At 45.9% G+C, this 15,779-nt stretch carries 16 protein-coding genes (1 of these 16 running past the window's edge); 6 read left to right on the plus strand and 10 right to left on the minus strand.

The genetic code is table 11. The annotated features are described in order from the left end of the window. Nucleotides 1–14: 14 nt before the first annotated feature. From panB to dksA, 5 genes are all read right to left on the minus strand, one after another. Nucleotides 15–809: a 3-methyl-2-oxobutanoate hydroxymethyltransferase gene (gene panB, locus ABXT59_RS01345; protein ID WP_443637198.1), complete on the minus strand. Its 795-nt coding sequence runs from the start codon at nt 807–809 to the stop codon at nt 15–17. Between the two features lie 43 nt (nt 810–852). Further along, nucleotides 853–1,335 (minus strand): 2-amino-4-hydroxy-6-hydroxymethyldihydropteridine diphosphokinase, encoded by a 483-nt coding sequence (gene folK, locus ABXT59_RS01350; RefSeq protein ID WP_443637199.1) that lies wholly within the window; start codon nt 1,333–1,335, stop codon nt 853–855. After that, nucleotides 1,328–2,683, minus strand: coding sequence for a polynucleotide adenylyltransferase PcnB (pcnB, locus tag ABXT59_RS01355; protein WP_443637200.1), 1,356 nt, complete (start codon nt 2,681–2,683; stop codon nt 1,328–1,330). Before pcnB ends, folK begins: the two co-directional genes overlap by 8 nt. A gap of 72 nt (nt 2,684–2,755) precedes the next feature. Beyond that, on the minus strand, nt 2,756–3,628 hold the full coding sequence (gene gluQRS / locus ABXT59_RS01360; protein WP_443637201.1) for a tRNA glutamyl-Q(34) synthetase GluQRS: 873 nt from the start codon (nt 3,626–3,628) through the stop codon (nt 2,756–2,758). Nucleotides 3,629–3,635: 7 nt separating this feature from the next. Next, nucleotides 3,636–4,067: an RNA polymerase-binding protein DksA gene (gene dksA, locus ABXT59_RS01365; RefSeq protein WP_443637202.1), complete on the minus strand. Its 432-nt coding sequence runs from the start codon at nt 4,065–4,067 to the stop codon at nt 3,636–3,638. A gap of 303 nt (nt 4,068–4,370) precedes the next feature. Between dksA and sfsA the strand changes: the two genes are divergently transcribed. Continuing rightward, on the plus strand, nt 4,371–5,093 hold the full coding sequence (sfsA, locus tag ABXT59_RS01370; protein WP_443637203.1) for a DNA/RNA nuclease SfsA: 723 nt from the start codon (nt 4,371–4,373) through the stop codon (nt 5,091–5,093). Here the strand turns inward: sfsA and ABXT59_RS01375 are convergent. Next, nucleotides 5,090–5,440 (minus strand): Rieske (2Fe-2S) protein, encoded by a 351-nt coding sequence (locus ABXT59_RS01375; protein WP_443637204.1) that lies wholly within the window; start codon nt 5,438–5,440, stop codon nt 5,090–5,092. The genes sfsA and ABXT59_RS01375 overlap by 4 nt on opposite strands. Nucleotides 5,441–5,499: 59 nt before the next feature. Between ABXT59_RS01375 and mrcB the strand changes: the two genes are divergently transcribed. Both mrcB and ABXT59_RS01385 read left to right on the plus strand, forming a co-directional pair. Then, the gene (mrcB, locus tag ABXT59_RS01380; RefSeq protein ID WP_443637205.1) at nt 5,500–7,761 is read left to right on the plus strand and encodes a penicillin-binding protein 1B; all 2,262 of its coding nucleotides are present in this window, start codon (nt 5,500–5,502) and stop codon (nt 7,759–7,761) included. Nucleotides 7,762–7,767: 6 nt separating this feature from the next. After that, complete coding sequence (locus tag ABXT59_RS01385) at nt 7,768–8,475, plus strand: hypothetical protein (RefSeq protein ID WP_443637206.1); 708 nt, start codon at nt 7,768–7,770, stop codon at nt 8,473–8,475. Here the strand turns inward: ABXT59_RS01385 and ABXT59_RS01390 are convergent. The 3 genes from ABXT59_RS01390 to ABXT59_RS01400 form a co-directional block, all read right to left on the minus strand. Continuing rightward, nucleotides 8,415–8,972, minus strand: coding sequence for a hypothetical protein (locus ABXT59_RS01390; RefSeq protein ID WP_443637207.1), 558 nt, complete (start codon nt 8,970–8,972; stop codon nt 8,415–8,417). The two genes, ABXT59_RS01385 and ABXT59_RS01390, sit on opposite strands and share 61 nt — an antisense overlap. Before the next feature lie 60 nt (nt 8,973–9,032). After that, the gene (gene hemL / locus ABXT59_RS01395) at nt 9,033–10,328 is read right to left on the minus strand and encodes a glutamate-1-semialdehyde 2,1-aminomutase (protein ID WP_443637208.1); all 1,296 of its coding nucleotides are present in this window, start codon (nt 10,326–10,328) and stop codon (nt 9,033–9,035) included. Nucleotides 10,329–10,390: 62 nt separating this feature from the next. Continuing rightward, nucleotides 10,391–12,127 (minus strand): chloride channel protein, encoded by a 1,737-nt coding sequence (locus tag ABXT59_RS01400; protein WP_443637209.1) that lies wholly within the window; start codon nt 12,125–12,127, stop codon nt 10,391–10,393. A 186-nt stretch (nt 12,128–12,313) separates the two neighbouring features. Here ABXT59_RS01400 and argC point away from each other — a divergent pair, with 186 nt between their 5' ends. Both argC and erpA read left to right on the plus strand, forming a co-directional pair. Beyond that, a complete protein-coding gene (gene argC, locus ABXT59_RS01405; protein ID WP_443637210.1) occupies nt 12,314–13,354 on the plus strand; it encodes an N-acetyl-gamma-glutamyl-phosphate reductase in 1,041 nt (346 codons plus the stop codon). Between the two features lie 99 nt (nt 13,355–13,453). Continuing rightward, nucleotides 13,454–13,822 (plus strand): iron-sulfur cluster insertion protein ErpA, encoded by a 369-nt coding sequence (erpA, locus tag ABXT59_RS01410; RefSeq protein ID WP_443637211.1) that lies wholly within the window; start codon nt 13,454–13,456, stop codon nt 13,820–13,822. A 4-nt stretch (nt 13,823–13,826) separates the two neighbouring features. Here erpA and ABXT59_RS01415 read toward each other — a convergent pair whose 3' ends face one another. After that, nucleotides 13,827–15,128, minus strand: coding sequence for an OapA family protein (locus tag ABXT59_RS01415; protein ID WP_443637213.1), 1,302 nt, complete (start codon nt 15,126–15,128; stop codon nt 13,827–13,829). Between the two features lie 221 nt (nt 15,129–15,349). Between ABXT59_RS01415 and tyrS the strand changes: the two genes are divergently transcribed. Continuing rightward, nucleotides 15,350–15,779, plus strand: the 5' portion of a protein-coding gene (gene tyrS / locus ABXT59_RS01420) for a tyrosine--tRNA ligase (RefSeq protein ID WP_443637214.1). 854 nt of this gene lie beyond the right edge of the window; the window shows 430 of its 1,284 coding nt (coding positions 1–430); it begins with the start codon at nt 15,350–15,352; its stop codon lies off the right edge, out of view.

Below are 15,779 nucleotides of genomic sequence, written 5' to 3' on the forward strand. Positions count from 1 at the left end.
ATAATGTCGAAAATTTAGCTGAAACAATGCTCAGGGGCTGGAAAAAGACCCGCTTTGACTTCTGAGACATAAGCCTCTAAGGCTGAGAGTATGTCACCTTCTTGCTGTAAGAAGTTCTTTACAAAGCGCGCAGGCTTGCCTGGAGTAATGCCCAGCATATCGTAAATCACGAGCACTTGAGCGTCCGTGTCTGCACCTGCACCAATACCAATAACTGGCACAGCAACAGCTTGGGTGATGGCTTTACCTAAACTACTTGGTACACATTCTAATAAAATCATACTCGCACCCGCTGCTTCGAGTTCAATGGCTTCTTGCAGGAGACCTGCTGCTTGTTCTGGAGATTTACCTTGTACACGGTAGCCACCTAATTTATTTACGGCTTGAGGCGTTAACCCAAGGTGTGCGCACACGGGAATACCTTGTTCGAAGAGCTTTTGGATGGTGGGCTTGAGCCAAAGTCCACCCTCTAATTTAACAATTTGGGCCCCCGCCTGCATCAAATCTGTAGCGTTGGTCATGGCTTGTTCGATAGTACGGTAACTCATAAATGGCATATCAGCCATAATCAAAGCGTCACTATTGCCCACTTCTACACAGCGTGTGTGATAGACCATTTGCTCCATGGTCACAGGAAGCGTGGAATCATGACCTTGCAATACCATGCCTAAAGAATCACCCACCAAGATAATATCTACGCCAGCTTGGTTGACTCGCTGGGTGAAACTGGCGTCGTAACTGGTAAGACATGTCGCTTTTTCACCGGCTTGTTTAAGGCGCATTAGGCTGTGCAGCGTGGTTTTAGACATGGGATATTAGCTCCAAATGGTTGTGCAAGGCACTGTTATTGAGTTAACTGTCAAGGCAGACTAAACCATCTATTGGGCAATGCTGCAACAGGTCTTGAATCTTTGTACCATTGGGTAAAGCTAATTCTGGGCAAAGTTCATACAATGGGCCAATAACAAAGTCTCGGTTATTTATCTCTGCATGGGGCACTGTTAAGCGAGCGTTTTGAATGCTCAGATCGCCAAATAATAGTAAGTCTAAATCGAGTGTGCGGGGCCCCCAATGCCGTTCGCGCACTCGTTGATGGCTTTGTTCTATGGCTTGCAAATGGTCTAGCAGCGCCAGCGGCTCTAGAGTGGTCTCTAGCATCACCACTGAATTGATAAAATCATCTTGGTCTTGAGGCCCCACGGGCTTACTCAAGTAGAGCTTAGATGCCAACATTACTCGACTTTTTGGCAATATTTTTAGGTCTTCTACTGCCTGGTGAATGTGTTCTATTGGGTTATCTAAATTGCTGCCTAAGCCAATGTACGCGTTAACCATCTTCATTCTCTTTTGGCTTTTTGGGCACACGTTTTTTGGGTGCGGCTTTACCTAGATCTTTGGTCATTTGCTCACGCCTTTCACCACTTGCAAACTGGTATTCTGTCCACCATTCGCCAAGGTTTTCTAGATCTTCACCACCGGCTTCGCGTAATAATATAAAATCATAAGCGGCCCTAAAACGTTTATTGTCTACTAACTCTGCTGCCCTGCTGCCGTGGCGTCGTGGAAGTCTGAGTTGCATGTCCCATATTTCCTTCATGGGGGTACTAAATCGTCTCGGAATAGAGGTGTATTTAACTTGCTGTAATATGACATCTTGCGCCGCTTGGTGCATTGCAGGAATGGGAGGCATATTACGAATTTGTGCTAATTTTTGTTGCAGGGGATGCCATAACAGAGCCGCCAATAAATAAGCTGGTGTGACGCTCTTACCTTGAGCAATGCGTTCGTCAGAATTACGCAGTGCTAAAATAACAAAATCTTCTACTTGGAAATCTTCTGTGATATCACTTTCAATCGCTGCGTCAGTCGCAGGGAATAAAAACTTAAATAAATCATAATCGCGCAATAAATAGTATGTCTGTTCTCCATTACCAGATAACAGCAACTTCAATATTTCCTCAAACATTCGCGCTGCAGGTATCGGTTCGAGAAGGTGACCCAGTGTATGCATTGGCTCTGCTGTAGCAGGATCAATGACAAAATCTAACTTGGCGGCAAAACGAATGGCCCTGAGCATACGTACTGGATCTTCTCGGTAACGGGCCTGAGGGTCGCCAATAATGCGGATACTACGTTTTTCTATGTCTTCAATACCTCCAGCAAAGTCATGGATGGTGAAGCCATTAATGTTGTAGTACATAGCGTTGATGGTGAAATCACGTCGCATCGCGTCGTCATCTACTGTGCCATAAACATTGTCACGCAATAACATACCATTTTCAGCTTGTTTGGCCTGGTTGCTATTTTCACTAGCGTGGTGGCTTGCTCGAAAGGTAGCCACTTCGATAATCTCACGGCCAAAACGCACGTGCACTAAGCGAAAGCGACGGCCAATAAGGATAGAGTTTCTAAATAGCTTATGCACTTGTTCTGGGTGCGCGTCGGTGGCAATATCAAAATCTTTTGGTTGTTTTCCTAACAGTATGTCGCGCACACCTCCCCCTACCAAAAAACCTTGGTAACCCGCATCTTTGAGACGATAAAGCACCTTCAGTGCGTTGTCACTGATGTCGCGGCGAGAAATACCATGATGATCTCGAGTGATGATGTTAGGCCCGTCGGGCGTTGTTGCTGCTGGTTGATCGCCTTTGACCCTGTTAACCAGCCTAGAAATAAAACCCATAGAAGTCATCAACTCAGTTCGGTGAAAAATCAAAAAACAAACGTAGCGCGCATTCTACCACTGCCCAGCTAGCTAGACAAAGGCAATAGGATCCTGCATGCGTTTGGGTACACATTCAATATCCCATTGCCCAGCGGCCCACTCCAATTGTTCTGCCACAGGGGCTTGGCGCAAGCCACATGGCGCAGGGTGGCCAAGACGTTCCAAGGCTTCAGACATTAAGGCTGGTGCCTGCAGCATGTCTAATGGAGTTGCTAGATTTTGCTTGCTTAGCTTTTGCCCTTGACCGTTGATAATAATAGGTAGGTGCCCATAACTAGGTTGTTTGTAGTCTAAACACGCTTGCAGCCAGACTTGCTGAGGTGTTTGTTGGTAAAGGTCACTACCCCGAATAATATGACTTATTTTTTGCTGCGCATCATCTACCACGACAGCAAGCTGATAAGAGAACAGTTGATCTTTACGCTGGAGGACAAAATTACCAACTTCATCAGCTAAATGTTGTGTTTGGGGCCCCATAATAGCGTCTTCTACGGTGATGCTTATTGCGGGAGTTGCAACACGCATTGCTACCTCCGGTTGGGATGGTGGCTGCTCCAAGCAATTACATCGATAGAGGGGGTGGCTGTTTAGCTGCGCACGGCTGCAGCTACAGGGGAAAACATACCCTTGCTGGACAAGCAGTTCTAGGGCTTCCTTGTAGGCGGGCTGGCGTTGACTTTGGCGCATAGGTTCGTCGTCCCAATGCAATCCAAAAGTGTCTAGACAGCGAAGAATTTCATCAATAGAGCCGGGGGCAGTGCGGGGTGGGTCTAGGTCTTCTATACGCACTAGCCAACGGCCTTTATTGGCACGTGCGTCTAGATAACTGGCAACAGCAGCGACCAAAGAGCCAAAGTGTAAAGCGCCGCTGGGCGTTGGAGCAAAGCGGCCTACATAGCTCATCTTAGGCCTATTTACCTAATTGCTTCTCTTTAATTTCAGCCAGCGTCTTGCAGTCAATGCATAGAGTCGCCGTAGGCCTGGCTTCTAAACGACGGATGCCAATTTCAACACCACACGTATCGCAATAGCCATATTCGTCTAACTCAATTAGCTCCAACGTATCATTAATTTTGTTGGTCAACTTGCGTTCCCGATCGCGGGCTCTAAGTTCAAGAGAAAATTCTTCTTCTTGGCTGGCTCGATCGTTGGGGTCGGCAAAGTTCGCAGCGTCTTCTTTGAGGTGGTTAACGGTGCGGTCAACTTCTTCCATTAAGTCTTGTTTCCAAGCATGCAAGATCTGTTTGAAGTGATCTCGCTGGTCAGGACTCATGTAGTCCTCACCACTTTTTACCTTGTATGGCGTAAAGTGTTTTAAGAGTGATGTATTTGCGTCTGGCATAGCTTGATTCATTGTTGAGGGCGGCAACTTTCAGTGATACAAACAGAAAATATGCGCCGGTTAACTGTCTACGTTTTAACGCGGGAAAATAGCAGAATAATGTTAAGAAATCTAGTAAAAATCAGATCTTCTTTGATATATTTCAAATTTTCGTGCCAGTTTACTCCAACAGTTCCTATGATTTTCGTATACAATTCATACCCTTGCTTAGTTTTAATCAGTTTTTTATGCTTGCAGTTTAAACATTAACTGCGGTTATACTAATATTAGTTCAATTATTGAATAGGGCAGGTGATAAGTCAGATGGAATTTTTATTAGCATTACAGCCTGCCATTTTGCAGCGTCGGTATAAACGCTTCTTAGCCGATGTAGTCACATCAGATGGAACCCCGCTTACCATACACTGCCCCAACACCGGTTCTATGAAAAACTGTGCACAACCTAATAGCAGGGTTTGGTTCTGGGATTCGGCCAATGAAAAGCGCAAATATGCTTGTACTTGGGAGTTAGTCGAAGTCCAGCATCAGTTCTTGGCATGTATCAATACCCAAAGAGCTAATGGATTAGTTGTGGAAGCTATAAATAACGCCACAATTAGGCCATTACAAGGCTATGATAAACTAGAAACTGAAGTTAAATATGGTCAAGAAAATAGTCGTATAGATATTTTTTTAAGCCAACATAAACAACAGCCAGACTGTTATGTTGAGGTGAAAAATGTGACTCTAATGGTCGGTCAAGGCCAAGGTCTGTTTCCGGATGCAGTGACGCAGCGTGGCAGTAAGCACCTGCGTGAATTAGTGCACATGGTGTCTCAGGGCTACAGGGCAGTTTTAGTCTATTGCGTGGCCCACACTGGAATTACTCAAGTTGCCCCAGCGTGGGACCTAGATCCTGCTTACGCAAAAACGTTAGTCTGGGCCATAGAGCAAGGTGTTGAAGTTATGGCTTATGGGGCGCGTATTAGCTTAACTGAAATGAGTTTAGTAAGAGTTGTGCCGTTAAACCTAGGTTCAGGTCATTAAGCTGGTGGAATAGTACAATAAATTTGGTCATCATACTCTTCCACGTTCACACGGGTAAGACTCTGATGGTTGCATGGTCCACTAATGCATAACCCATGTTCAATCGTAAATAAGGCGGCATGGTTAGAGCAACGAATAAACTGCTTATCGAAGTCTAAAAATTGGTTAGGAAGGCATTGCAAGGGAATCTTGCGATGAGGGCAGCTGTTGAGGTAGGCCACAACCTTACCTTGATGACGTACAATAAACAGATTAGTACTGCCAACAATAAAGCCTTTACTTTGGCCCTCTTTTAGCTTGGAGCTTTTGATAAGTGGGGTGGATGTTTGAGTTGGAATTGGAGTCATACATTTGGTTGATAAATTGAATGATTTGGCGGTTAGCATAACAGAATTGAGACCCTACATTGTCTAAGCAACGAGCGCGTAATAAAGTCAGATCAAACATTTCCCTAGGTTGGATATCCTGGATATGGATCTTTAAACTCACCACGGTATTGTTAGTCCTTGGTGTCGTGGCTTTGATTTACCTAGACGCCCAGATTAGACACAGGTTTGAGGGCCACAGGTGGTCTTTGCCAGCCAAGGTTTATGCGCGGCCATTAGAGCTTTTTACCGGTCAACAGTTGGCCCAAGGGCAACTAAAATTTGAGCTCACCCAGTTAGGTTATCGCTGGGTAAAGCAAGCAAAGGCTCCTGGGCAAGTGCAAAAAACGAATCAGGGGATGATTATTTATAGCCGTGGTTTTCGATTCGTGGGTGGCGATGAACAAGGTCATTTGGTTGAAGTTAACTTAGTAGGCGATAAAATTGTTGGCCTGCGTCAAACCTCTGGTGCGAGCATCGCTGTATTGAGACTTGAGCCACAATTAGTAGGTGGCATTTACCCTGCTCATAATGAAGACCGAGAACTGATTCAGTTGGATGACTTGCCGAATGGTTTTATTGAGACCTTGTTAGCAGTGGAAGATCGCCAATATTACTCTCATTATGGAGTCTCCCCGTGGGGTATTATACGGGCTATGTGGGCGAATATTAAGGCGGGCGCTGTAGTGCAAGGCGGTAGTACCTTAACTCAACAACTAGTGAAGAACTTTTACCTTACCGATCAGCAAACATTGTGGCGTAAGCTTATTGAAGCCCCCATGGCTTTATTGTTAAATATCCACTACAGCAAAGATGAAGTGTTAGAGGTTTACCTTAATGAGGTATTTGCTGGACAATCAGGTAAGCGGGCTATCCATGGCTTTGGATTGGCCAGTCGGTTTTATTTTGGGCAACCTGTGAGTGAGCTTAAATTACACCAAGTCGCCTTATTAGTGGGTTTAGTCAAGGGACCTTCTTATTACAATCCTAAAAGACACCCAAAAAGAGCGACCAAGAGGCGTAACTTGGTGCTGTCAGTTTTAGCTCAGCAAGGGCTCATTTCAGAAACCCAGAAAACCAACTATCAGGCTTTGCCATTAGACCTCACTGAGGCCAATCAAGTCAGTCGTTATCCAGCCTACATGGATTTAGTCAGACAGCAATTGAAACAGCACTATCAAGCCTCCTCTTTATCCAGTCATGGACTGCGCATCTTCACTAGTTTAGACCCATGGGTGCAGCAGCAAGCAGATAAGGCCATGCTTGAGCAAGTGGGTAAACTTAAGCAACGCTACAGCAATATAGAGGGCCTGCAAGGAGCTGTAGTGGTCAGTCACAGGGACAGTGGTGAGTTGTTAGCTTTAGTTGGTGATTATAATGGGGGCTATGCAGGACACAATTGGGCCTTGGACGAAAGCCGCCAAGTGGGCTCTTTATTGAAACCCATCGTACACTTAGCAGCCCTAGAAACCGGGCGCTACAGCCCTAACAGTATTATTGATGATGCCCCAATCGCTTTACCCCAGCCGGATGGGAGTTTATGGCAGCCGCAAAATTACGATCGTAAATCCCATGGCAAAGTCCCTATGTACGAAACCTTGGTCAAATCTTATAATCAGGCTAATGTGCGCTTAGGATTGGATGTAGGGGTAGATAAAGTGCTGCAGCAATTACAACGAATGGGTGTGGAACAAACTATTCCTGCGTATCCTTCAGTGTTATTGGGTGCGGTTGAGATGTCTCCTTTACAAGTCAATCAAGTGTATCAGACCATTGCTAGTAATGGTTTCTATAGCCCCTTAAGCATAGTGCGCCAAGTAACAGAGGCGAATGGCAGATTGTTGAGCAACTTCCCATTTGCGGTGCGGCAAGTGGCCAGCAATGAATCAATCTATATGTTGCAGCATGAAATGCGTTTGGTGGCTAGTCAAGGCACAGCTAAGGGAGTTTATCGTTATTTGCCTAAGCAGCAAAAAGTGGCAGCAAAAACGGGTACGACAAATGACCAAAAAGACAGTTGGTTTGCTGGCTTTAGTGGCCTGCACGTTGCGACAGTATGGCTGGGAAGAGAAGACGCTAAACCCACACCATTAACGGGTGCAGGTGGAGCGCTAAATATTTGGGGACAGCTAATGCAGAACTTGGCTTATGCACAGGACGAAGACATCAAGCCACAATCAGTAGCTCATTATTACTTAAACAGAGTCACTGGTGAGGCCATACCCGACAAATGCCCTAATGGTGTTTGGCTACCTATGCTCAAGACCTCAGCACCTTCCTTTAATGCAAGTTGTGGATATTAGTCAGTCATGTATAACAATAAAACTACGGCCTTTAAACTGGGATTATTGATAATATTAGCGCTGCTTTTAGGTGCCTGTGCGGCGCCTAGCTATGGACCGATGGTTGAAGATCGTAGTGTGCAAGCCAGGCCATCTGAACGCATTTCGGCCACAAGCTCTAACACTCCAGTCAAAGTGACAGACACTCCTGCAGTGTCTGCTCCTGCTATTATCCCTACGCCTCAATCTGACGTGCCCCCAAAAGCGACTGTCACCATAACGGCGCAGCCCATACCCAAGCCCATTAAAGCTCCTCCAATAGTCCAGGCAGCGGCTGCGCCACTCGTCCAAGGTAAGGTGCAAGCACCTCTCGTCCAAGAAAAGGTGCAAGCACTACCTCTGCCTGCGTCAGAACAAGCTGTGGTCGAGCAGTTGTTGGCTGACGCTGACCAGCTAAAAGCTCAGGGAAAGGAGACTCAAGCAGTGATTCAATTACAAAGAGCTCAGCGCATTGCTCCGCGAGATCCTAAAGTTTATGCGCGTTTAGCCGCCTTGCAACTGTCCTTAGGTGAAGCTGCTAGAGCTGAGCAATTGGCCCTTAAAGGTTTAACTTTAGTGCCTAATAAAAAAACGTATCAATATTATTTTTGGAAACTTATTGGCGCTAGCCGAAGTCACTTAGGTGACTCAGAAGGTGAAGCTAAAGCCATAGTGGAATCCACAAAATATAAGTAGCCGCCAAAAGCGAGTAGGGTTAAGCCACTCCAAAGCACCATAGTGCCAGTATTAAACGAACCTAAGCTGACCATCATCAATGCAAAATAAAAGCCCATGCCGATATAGAGTCTGTTACTTGCTTGGCCCTGAAGTCTAGCTGTTCTTATAATTCGGTATATAGGCCATAATAAGGCCAATAAGCAGATCCAGAGAATAAACTCACCATAAGCAGCGCCATTTTCCGCTCGACGCATGAGTTCAAACATGGCGGCTAAAGCTAAAAAAATTCGGCCCCAAGTAGCCCGTTGCCACTGCCATCCCATGGCCACATCTAACATGATTAATGCCATTATTGGAAAGCCGACATACAAGCTCAGATTTTGACCCAAAACGACCATTTCAGATTCAATAAGTGGGCTCAGAATTGGACTGTTGGTAAAGCACGCGTAGGCCCCTAACCAGAGGCACGAAGCTGCTATTTTATGGGTGTCTTGAATTCTTTTGAGGCGCCACAAAATGCACCCAAAGAGAATCAGGCTGGCCGCTACTGACAGGTAACTAAAGCTCAACATCAATTAAAGTTGCGCAAAAGCTCTTTCGGCTGCATCAAGTGTGTGCATCAGTTCTTTTTCTCCATGGGCAGTAGAAACAAATCCGGCCTCAAATGCTGAAGGTGCTAAGTAGACACCATGCTGTAGCATTAAGTGAAAAAAGCGGCTAAATTTTTGTGCATCACAAGCCATAGTTTCGGTAAAGCAAGTTACTTGCGTTTGGTCCGTAAAAAACAGTCCAAACATGCCTCCTACTTGGTTGGTGTGGAAGTCTACCTTGGCCGCACTAGCTCGTTCTTTCATACCTGACAAAAGTCTGCTGGTGTAGTCGGTTAGTTGCTCATAAAAACCAGGCTGGCTCACTTCATCGAGCATGATTAAGCCTGCGCTCATGGCGACTGGATTACCTGATAGTGTGCCTGCTTGATAGACTGGACCTAATGGAGAGAGTGAGTGCATCACCTCACTTTTACCACCAAAGGCTGCCACTGGCATACCACCACCAATGACTTTGCCTAACGTGGTTAGGTCTGGTGCGATGTTATAAAGTCCTTGAGCACATTGGGGGCCAACACGAAAGCCAGTCATTACTTCGTCAAAGATTAAAAGAGCGCCGCTGGCATCACACGCATCCCGTAAACATTGTAAGAAGCCTTCTTCTGGCACCACAAGGTTCATATTACCAGCCACTGGCTCTACAATAATGCAGGCTATTTCGTGACCCATAGTAGCAAAAGTGTGTTTCACACTCTCAAGGTCATTGTAGCTAAGGGTTATGGTATGTTGGGCAATGCTGTCGGGCACCCCCGGGGAGCTAGGGACGCCCAGAGTGAGAGCACCAGAACCCGCTTTGACTAATAATGAATCAGAGTGACCATGGTAGCAACCTTCAAACTTTACAATTTTGTCGCGCCCCGTATGACCCCGAGCAAGCCGAATGGCGCTCATGGTGGCTTCAGTGCCAGAACTGACCATGCGTACCATATCCATGTGAGGTAATAGGCTGCAAAGTTTATCGGCCATCGCTGTTTCAACTCGAGTGGGGGCGCCAAAACCCAAGCCATTTTCAATGCTTTTGGCTACTGCAGCGAGCACTCTTGGATGCGCATGTCCTAAAATCATAGGTCCCCAAGAGCAAATGTAATCAACATACTGGCGATCGTCTTCATCGGTGATCCAGGCGCCAGACCCTCTTTTTATAAATAGGGGGTGTCCTCCTACGCCTTTAAAAGCCCGTACTGGAGAATTAACCCCACCCGGAATGCGCTCTTGTGCCGCTTCGAATAATTGGGCAGAAATAGGGGTTTGGCTGGACGGCATAAGTAATTCTCAATAAAGGAAAAAATTGACCCCACATTATCGCCTGAAAACACCAAAGGCTGCTAATCCTTTTGCATGTATTTTACAATTTCTTCCACGGGCAAGACGCCCATGATGCTGCCGTCAACATCGGTGATGAGAAGCTGTTTATAATCACGCTTTTTACATAAATCCCAAGCTTCTTTGAGCGTGGCTCGAGATGAACAAAATCCAAAGGCGACAGTTGGTGATCCAGCCCCTTCAATAAGACCCATGGAGGAACTCTGGTCTAGATGGATTTGGCTTTGATGCAAAACGTGATCAACCTGATCATCACGATTGTTAATAATGAGCCAACTGACACCTATATCTGCGACTGAAAGATAGCCAGCTATATCATCGTCGTAGTGATGGCTGACATCATCATGCATTAAACTGATCACCCCTTGATGATTGAGCGCCTGAGTGATTGGATTAGCTTGATAATCCAAACCCTGTTTGCGCAACACCTCAACAAATACAGAGTCTTGTTTGAAAAAATAACTACAACTGATATTGGCGATAACAATGGTGGCCATGCCAGGTAAAATGATGCCCGGATTGTGGGTTAATTCCATGAGCCCAATCAAGGCAGCCAAGGGGGCTTGCAAGACAGCGCTCATCATAGCCCCCATGCCCAGCATAGCGTAAAACCCAGCATCAGAAGTGGGTCCATCTAATATGTAACCACTGACATGACCCAGGGCAGAGCCGGCACAAGCGCCCATCAAAAGGGTGGGGCCAATTAAGCCAATCGGCATGCCTAAACCCACGCTTATAGCGGTGGCAAATAATTTGGCAAAAGCAAGAGCCACCAGCAAGCCTATGGCATACTGTCCCTCAATCGCCATAAGAATACTATCGGTGCCCATGCCCATTACCTGAGGCACAAAGTAGGCAAGTGCCCCCGTGAAAGTGCCAGCGACCAGCATGCGAGCGAGCACCGGTTGAGATGCAAAATTTTGTATGCTGGTGACCGTTTTGGTAAACAGTGCGGCCATGGCCCCAAGCACCACCCCATAAACTAAAATGAGTGGCATCTCGCGCATATCGGCCATGCTAATGTCAGGTGCCATAAATGCCATCTCGGCACCATACAAATTGTTATGTAAAAGGGTTGCGGTAACAGCAGCAATAATGACGGGGGTAAAACCCATAATGCTGTATTCCAGCATGACCACTTCCATGGCAAAAATTACACCTGCCATGGGCGTGTTAAATGAAGCGGCAATAGCCCCTGCTGTGCCACAACCTACCATGAGACGCACACTGTTGTTGGGCAGATGAAAAGCGCTGGCTAGTTGTGAGCTCACAGCTGATCCTAGGTGCACAGCAGGGCCTTCTCGTCCTGCAGACTGGCCTGTTAGGATGGCGAGTGAGCCACCGATAAATTGTACTATGGTGTTTTTAATGGGCATTTTTGCTTGGTGATAGGCCATACGATCCATCACATGGGCCACTCCTGCTTTGCGCTCACCAGGGGCGAATAGCATGAGCCAAAGGCCAATTAATAAGCCACCGATCACAGGCAGAAAAAAATACCAAATAGGGTCTAAGTTTTCAAAGCTTTCAGCAGTGCCACCAGGGAGCCAATGTTCAAGGGGTATTTCAAATAAACTGCGAAAGGCAACAATGACAAGAGCTGCCGCTACACCGCTGACAAACCCAAGAAAGCTGATTTGCGGTAAGGCATCATTGTAGGCGAGGCGACGGCGAAAATGGCTGGCCCCAAAGCGCATAGGATTGAGGCGTAAGGCTAATTTTTGTTTTAAGTTGACCATAAATAAGACCCGTTAATGCAGTTGTTTATTGTTATCAATACGAGTAGCACTGTATGCAGTTTACCTTACATTCATCATGCTGACTAATATCAGTATGGTGAATATTACCTTGCCCTCTTTAGCTTTTCTGCTGGGTCTATTATCATGGGCGTTAGCATTGTTCTCTAAAAAAGAAAGGAAGTGAAAGTGAAAAAAGTAGCCATTGTAGGTGGTACTGGATATACAGGTGTTGAATTACTGCGACTTTTAGCGCGTCACCCTAGCATTGAGGTGTGTGCGATTACCTCTCGATCAGAAGCAGGCAAGGCAGTCGCTGAGGTCTACCCCAGTCTGCGTGGCGAGTATGATCTTGCTTTTACTGAACCGGCAACAGAAACCTTGGCGCAAGCCGACCTAGTTTTTTTTGCGACTCCTAATGGTGTTGCCATGAAGCAAGTCCCTGATTTGCTAGCTGCGGGTGCTAAAGTCATTGATTTAGCTGCAGACTTTCGGATTCAAGATATTGATGTTTGGTCCCATTGGTATGGGATGTCACATAGCTGCCCCAAATTAGTAGCACAGGCAGTTTATGGATTACCAGAAGTGAATAAAGTGGCTATCAAGAATGCCAGTCTAGTGGCTAACCCAGGCTGTTATCCAACAGCCGTGCAGTTAGGTTTGTTACCTTTAATAGAACAAGGTCTAATTGATACGCAGCACCTTGTGGCAGATTGTAAATCAGGTGTGAGTGGCGCAGGACGTGGGGCCGCCGTGGGTAGTTTGTTGTGCGAAGCAGGTGATAATTTTAAGGCTTATGGAGTGGCTGGTCATCGGCATCTACCCGAAATAAAAGAACGGATCTCAGTCGCTAACGGAGGGGCGGTAGGCTTGACCTTTGTGCCCCATTTGGTGCCCATGATTCGGGGTATTCACGCCACCTTATATGCACGTTTGTTGACTCAACATGAATCTCTTGAATCGATTCAGGCTCGCTTTGAAGCGCGTTATTCAGAACATCCATTTGTCGATGTTATGCCCCTTGGGAGTCATCCAGAAACTCGCAGTGTACGAGGTTCAAATATGTGCCGCATTGCTTTGCATCAACCTCAAGGGGAAGATACTCTGGTGATCTTGTCAGCCATCGATAACCTTGTTAAAGGAGCGGCGGGACAGGCTATTCACAATATGAACTTGATGTTGGGGCTTGAAGAAACTGCAGGTTTAAATAGTGTGCCCCTGGCGCCTTAATTAGGCCTCACTGATACCGTTAGGTAGGCCGTGTTAATACTTGACTAATTTACTTGGTTAAGCGCATAATATTGCCGTTAAAATGTCGAAGAGAGCATTATGTCATCACCAGTAGAACACGATTATGCCGAAGCTATGCCACCAGCCATGGGGTTTACTGATTCTGCAGCCAAAAAGGTCTCTCACCTCATGGAAGACGAGGACAATCAGGACTTACGATTACGAGTTTACGTGACGGGCGGCGGCTGTTCTGGATTTTCTTACGGTTTTACTTTTGATGATAAAGTCGCAGAGGATGATACACAAATTGAAAATGGCGAAGTCACCATGGTGGTGGATGCTATGTCGATTCAGTATCTTATGGGAGCTACGGTGGACTATAAAGAGAGCTTGCAAGGCTCACAATTTTCGGTCACCAATCCCAATGCCACCACGACCTGTGGATGTGGATCTAGCTTTTCCATTTAACCTGTTAATTGGAAGCTAATGGTGTTCCCAATTGGTATGCCTCAAGCTGGGATAAAATAGCACGAGCCATTGGCTTGAATGCGGTCATCTCTGTTTTGTTAAGAGGTTCTATTTTAGGAAACTTTACTTTAAGTGGGTTTTTATGCACACCATTGGCTCTAAACTCATAATGTAAATGGGGCCCGGTGGCTAGGCCAGAAGAGCCGATATAGCCAATAATTTGCCCTTGTTTAACACGACTGCCTTTTTTCACCTTGCGATTGTATTTAGACATGTGAGCATACAAAGTGGTGTAGATACCCGCATGTTGTAAGATCACCGTACGCCCATATCCACCTTTGGTTCCTCGCCAGATCACTTTGCCATCACCTGATGCTTTTATTGGAGTGCCTGGGGCAGCGGCATAGTCAACACCTCGATGAGGACGAATTGTTTTCAAAACAGGGTGTAGGCGTTTAGGGTTGTACTTAGAACTTATACGAAAGAAATCAACTGGACTGCGCAAGAAGGCTTTGCGCATGCTATAGCCTTTGGGTGAATAATAGTTGCCATCACTATGGCGTATAGCATCAAATATTTCACCTCGATTGACAAACTGAGCGGCCACAATATTACCCTCGCCAATTAATTTATTATCGAGGTAATTTTCCTCATAAATGACGGCGAAATAATCCTCTTTTCTAATATCCAAAGCGAAGTCAATGTCCCAGCCAAAAATACTTGCCAATTGCATGAGTTTCTTTTCGCTCAGACCAGCCTGCTGGCCATCAACGAATAGTGAATTGCTGATGGAGCCTTGAATGAAGCGGGATTCTATTTCTGGCTCACGAATAATAGTATCGACTTTGTAATAACCTGCTGTTTGACGTGTGATAATGATTTTTTGTAATGGGCTTTTAACGTGGCGTACTTTTTGTAATTGCCCAGCAGTGATTAAAAATTCCAACGTGTCCCCTGGAAAAAGTGTGCCCAATGCTTTTGTTTTTTTGGTTGCTAGGGTGACTTGATAAACGTCTTTAGAAGTTAAGCCAACCCGCTTGAATAATGTGCTAAGGCTATCACCACTTCCCACTGTGGCCGAACGCCACTTTTCAGATTCTATTTGAAGTTCCGGTTCAGATGAATTTTGAGTTGTTTGGTTGGTAATCTTTGAACTCAGGTCGAGGTTCTTGCTGGTGGTGCTTAGGTCATTGGGGTCACTGAAATCGTGCCAAAGTCCAATAACTAGCATCACCAAGCAAAGCAGAGTAAGGATGATTAAATATGATTTAGGGAAGTGTTTAAGAATTTTTGAAACAGCTGTCATAAGGAATAATATGAGAAATTTAATTAGGAAAATAACGTAAGAGTGCTATGATAACACGCTTGTCCGGCAAGAATAGCTTGTTTTGCGGCAAGTCCTATCAGTTTAGCGGCACTCGAGCGCTTTTCTATTACCCCTAAATCGAGCTAGAATGTGCTTTTTTCCAACGCACACTCGCGGCTGGACTCTTCCCCACAAATGATTGCACAACAAAGCGACTGACAATGACTGCTGTAGATACCAACTTACTTGCCGATTTAACAATGCGTGGACTGGTTAACCAAATGACCTCGCCCGAAGATCTTGCTCAGCATTTACAGCAATCACGAGTGCTTTACTGTGGTTTTGATCCCACGGCTGACAGCCTGCACATTGGTAGCTTGGTACCATTATTGGTGCTGCGCCGCTTTCAGCAAGCGGGGCACAAACCCTTAGCCTTGGTAGGGGGTGCGACGGGTATGATTGGTGATCCCAGTTTTAAGTCGCAAGAACGTAAGCTCAACACCTTGGATACAATTAACCATTGGGTTGAACGCCTCAAGGAGCAGGTCTCTGCCTTTATTGACTTTAATAATCTCACTAACAGTGCAGAAGTGGTTAATAACTACGACTGGACTAAAGACATCGATATCCTGACGTTTTTGAGGGATGTGG

The organism is Candidatus Njordibacter sp. Uisw_058 (genome assembly GCF_047730065.1).
Taxonomy (GTDB): Bacteria; Pseudomonadota; Gammaproteobacteria; order Pseudomonadales; family Balneatricaceae; genus Njordibacter.

What these genes read in the sequence shown, in the direction of transcription:
- panB (WP_443637198.1), bottom strand. Translation starts at nt 809, where the DNA reads ATGTCTAAAACCACGCTGCACAGCCTAATGCGCCTTAAACAAGCCGGT.
- folK (WP_443637199.1), bottom strand. Translation starts at nt 1,335, where the DNA reads ATGGTTAACGCGTACATTGGCTTAGGCAGCAATTTAGATAACCCAATA.
- pcnB (WP_443637200.1), bottom strand. Translation starts at nt 2,683, where the DNA reads ATGGGTTTTATTTCTAGGCTGGTTAACAGGGTCAAAGGCGATCAACCA.
- gluQRS (WP_443637201.1), bottom strand. Translation starts at nt 3,628, where the DNA reads ATGAGCTATGTAGGCCGCTTTGCTCCAACGCCCAGCGGCGCTTTACAC.
- dksA (WP_443637202.1), bottom strand. Translation starts at nt 4,067, where the DNA reads ATGCCAGACGCAAATACATCACTCTTAAAACACTTTACGCCATACAAG.
- sfsA (WP_443637203.1), top strand. Translation starts at nt 4,371, where the DNA reads ATGGAATTTTTATTAGCATTACAGCCTGCCATTTTGCAGCGTCGGTAT.
- ABXT59_RS01375 (WP_443637204.1), bottom strand. Translation starts at nt 5,440, where the DNA reads ATGACTCCAATTCCAACTCAAACATCCACCCCACTTATCAAAAGCTCC.
- ABXT59_RS01385 (WP_443637206.1), top strand. Translation starts at nt 7,768, where the DNA reads ATGTATAACAATAAAACTACGGCCTTTAAACTGGGATTATTGATAATA.
- hemL (WP_443637208.1), bottom strand. Translation starts at nt 10,328, where the DNA reads ATGCCGTCCAGCCAAACCCCTATTTCTGCCCAATTATTCGAAGCGGCA.
- ABXT59_RS01400 (WP_443637209.1), bottom strand. Translation starts at nt 12,127, where the DNA reads ATGGTCAACTTAAAACAAAAATTAGCCTTACGCCTCAATCCTATGCGC.
- erpA (WP_443637211.1), top strand. Translation starts at nt 13,454, where the DNA reads ATGTCATCACCAGTAGAACACGATTATGCCGAAGCTATGCCACCAGCC.
- ABXT59_RS01415 (WP_443637213.1), bottom strand. Translation starts at nt 15,128, where the DNA reads ATGACAGCTGTTTCAAAAATTCTTAAACACTTCCCTAAATCATATTTA.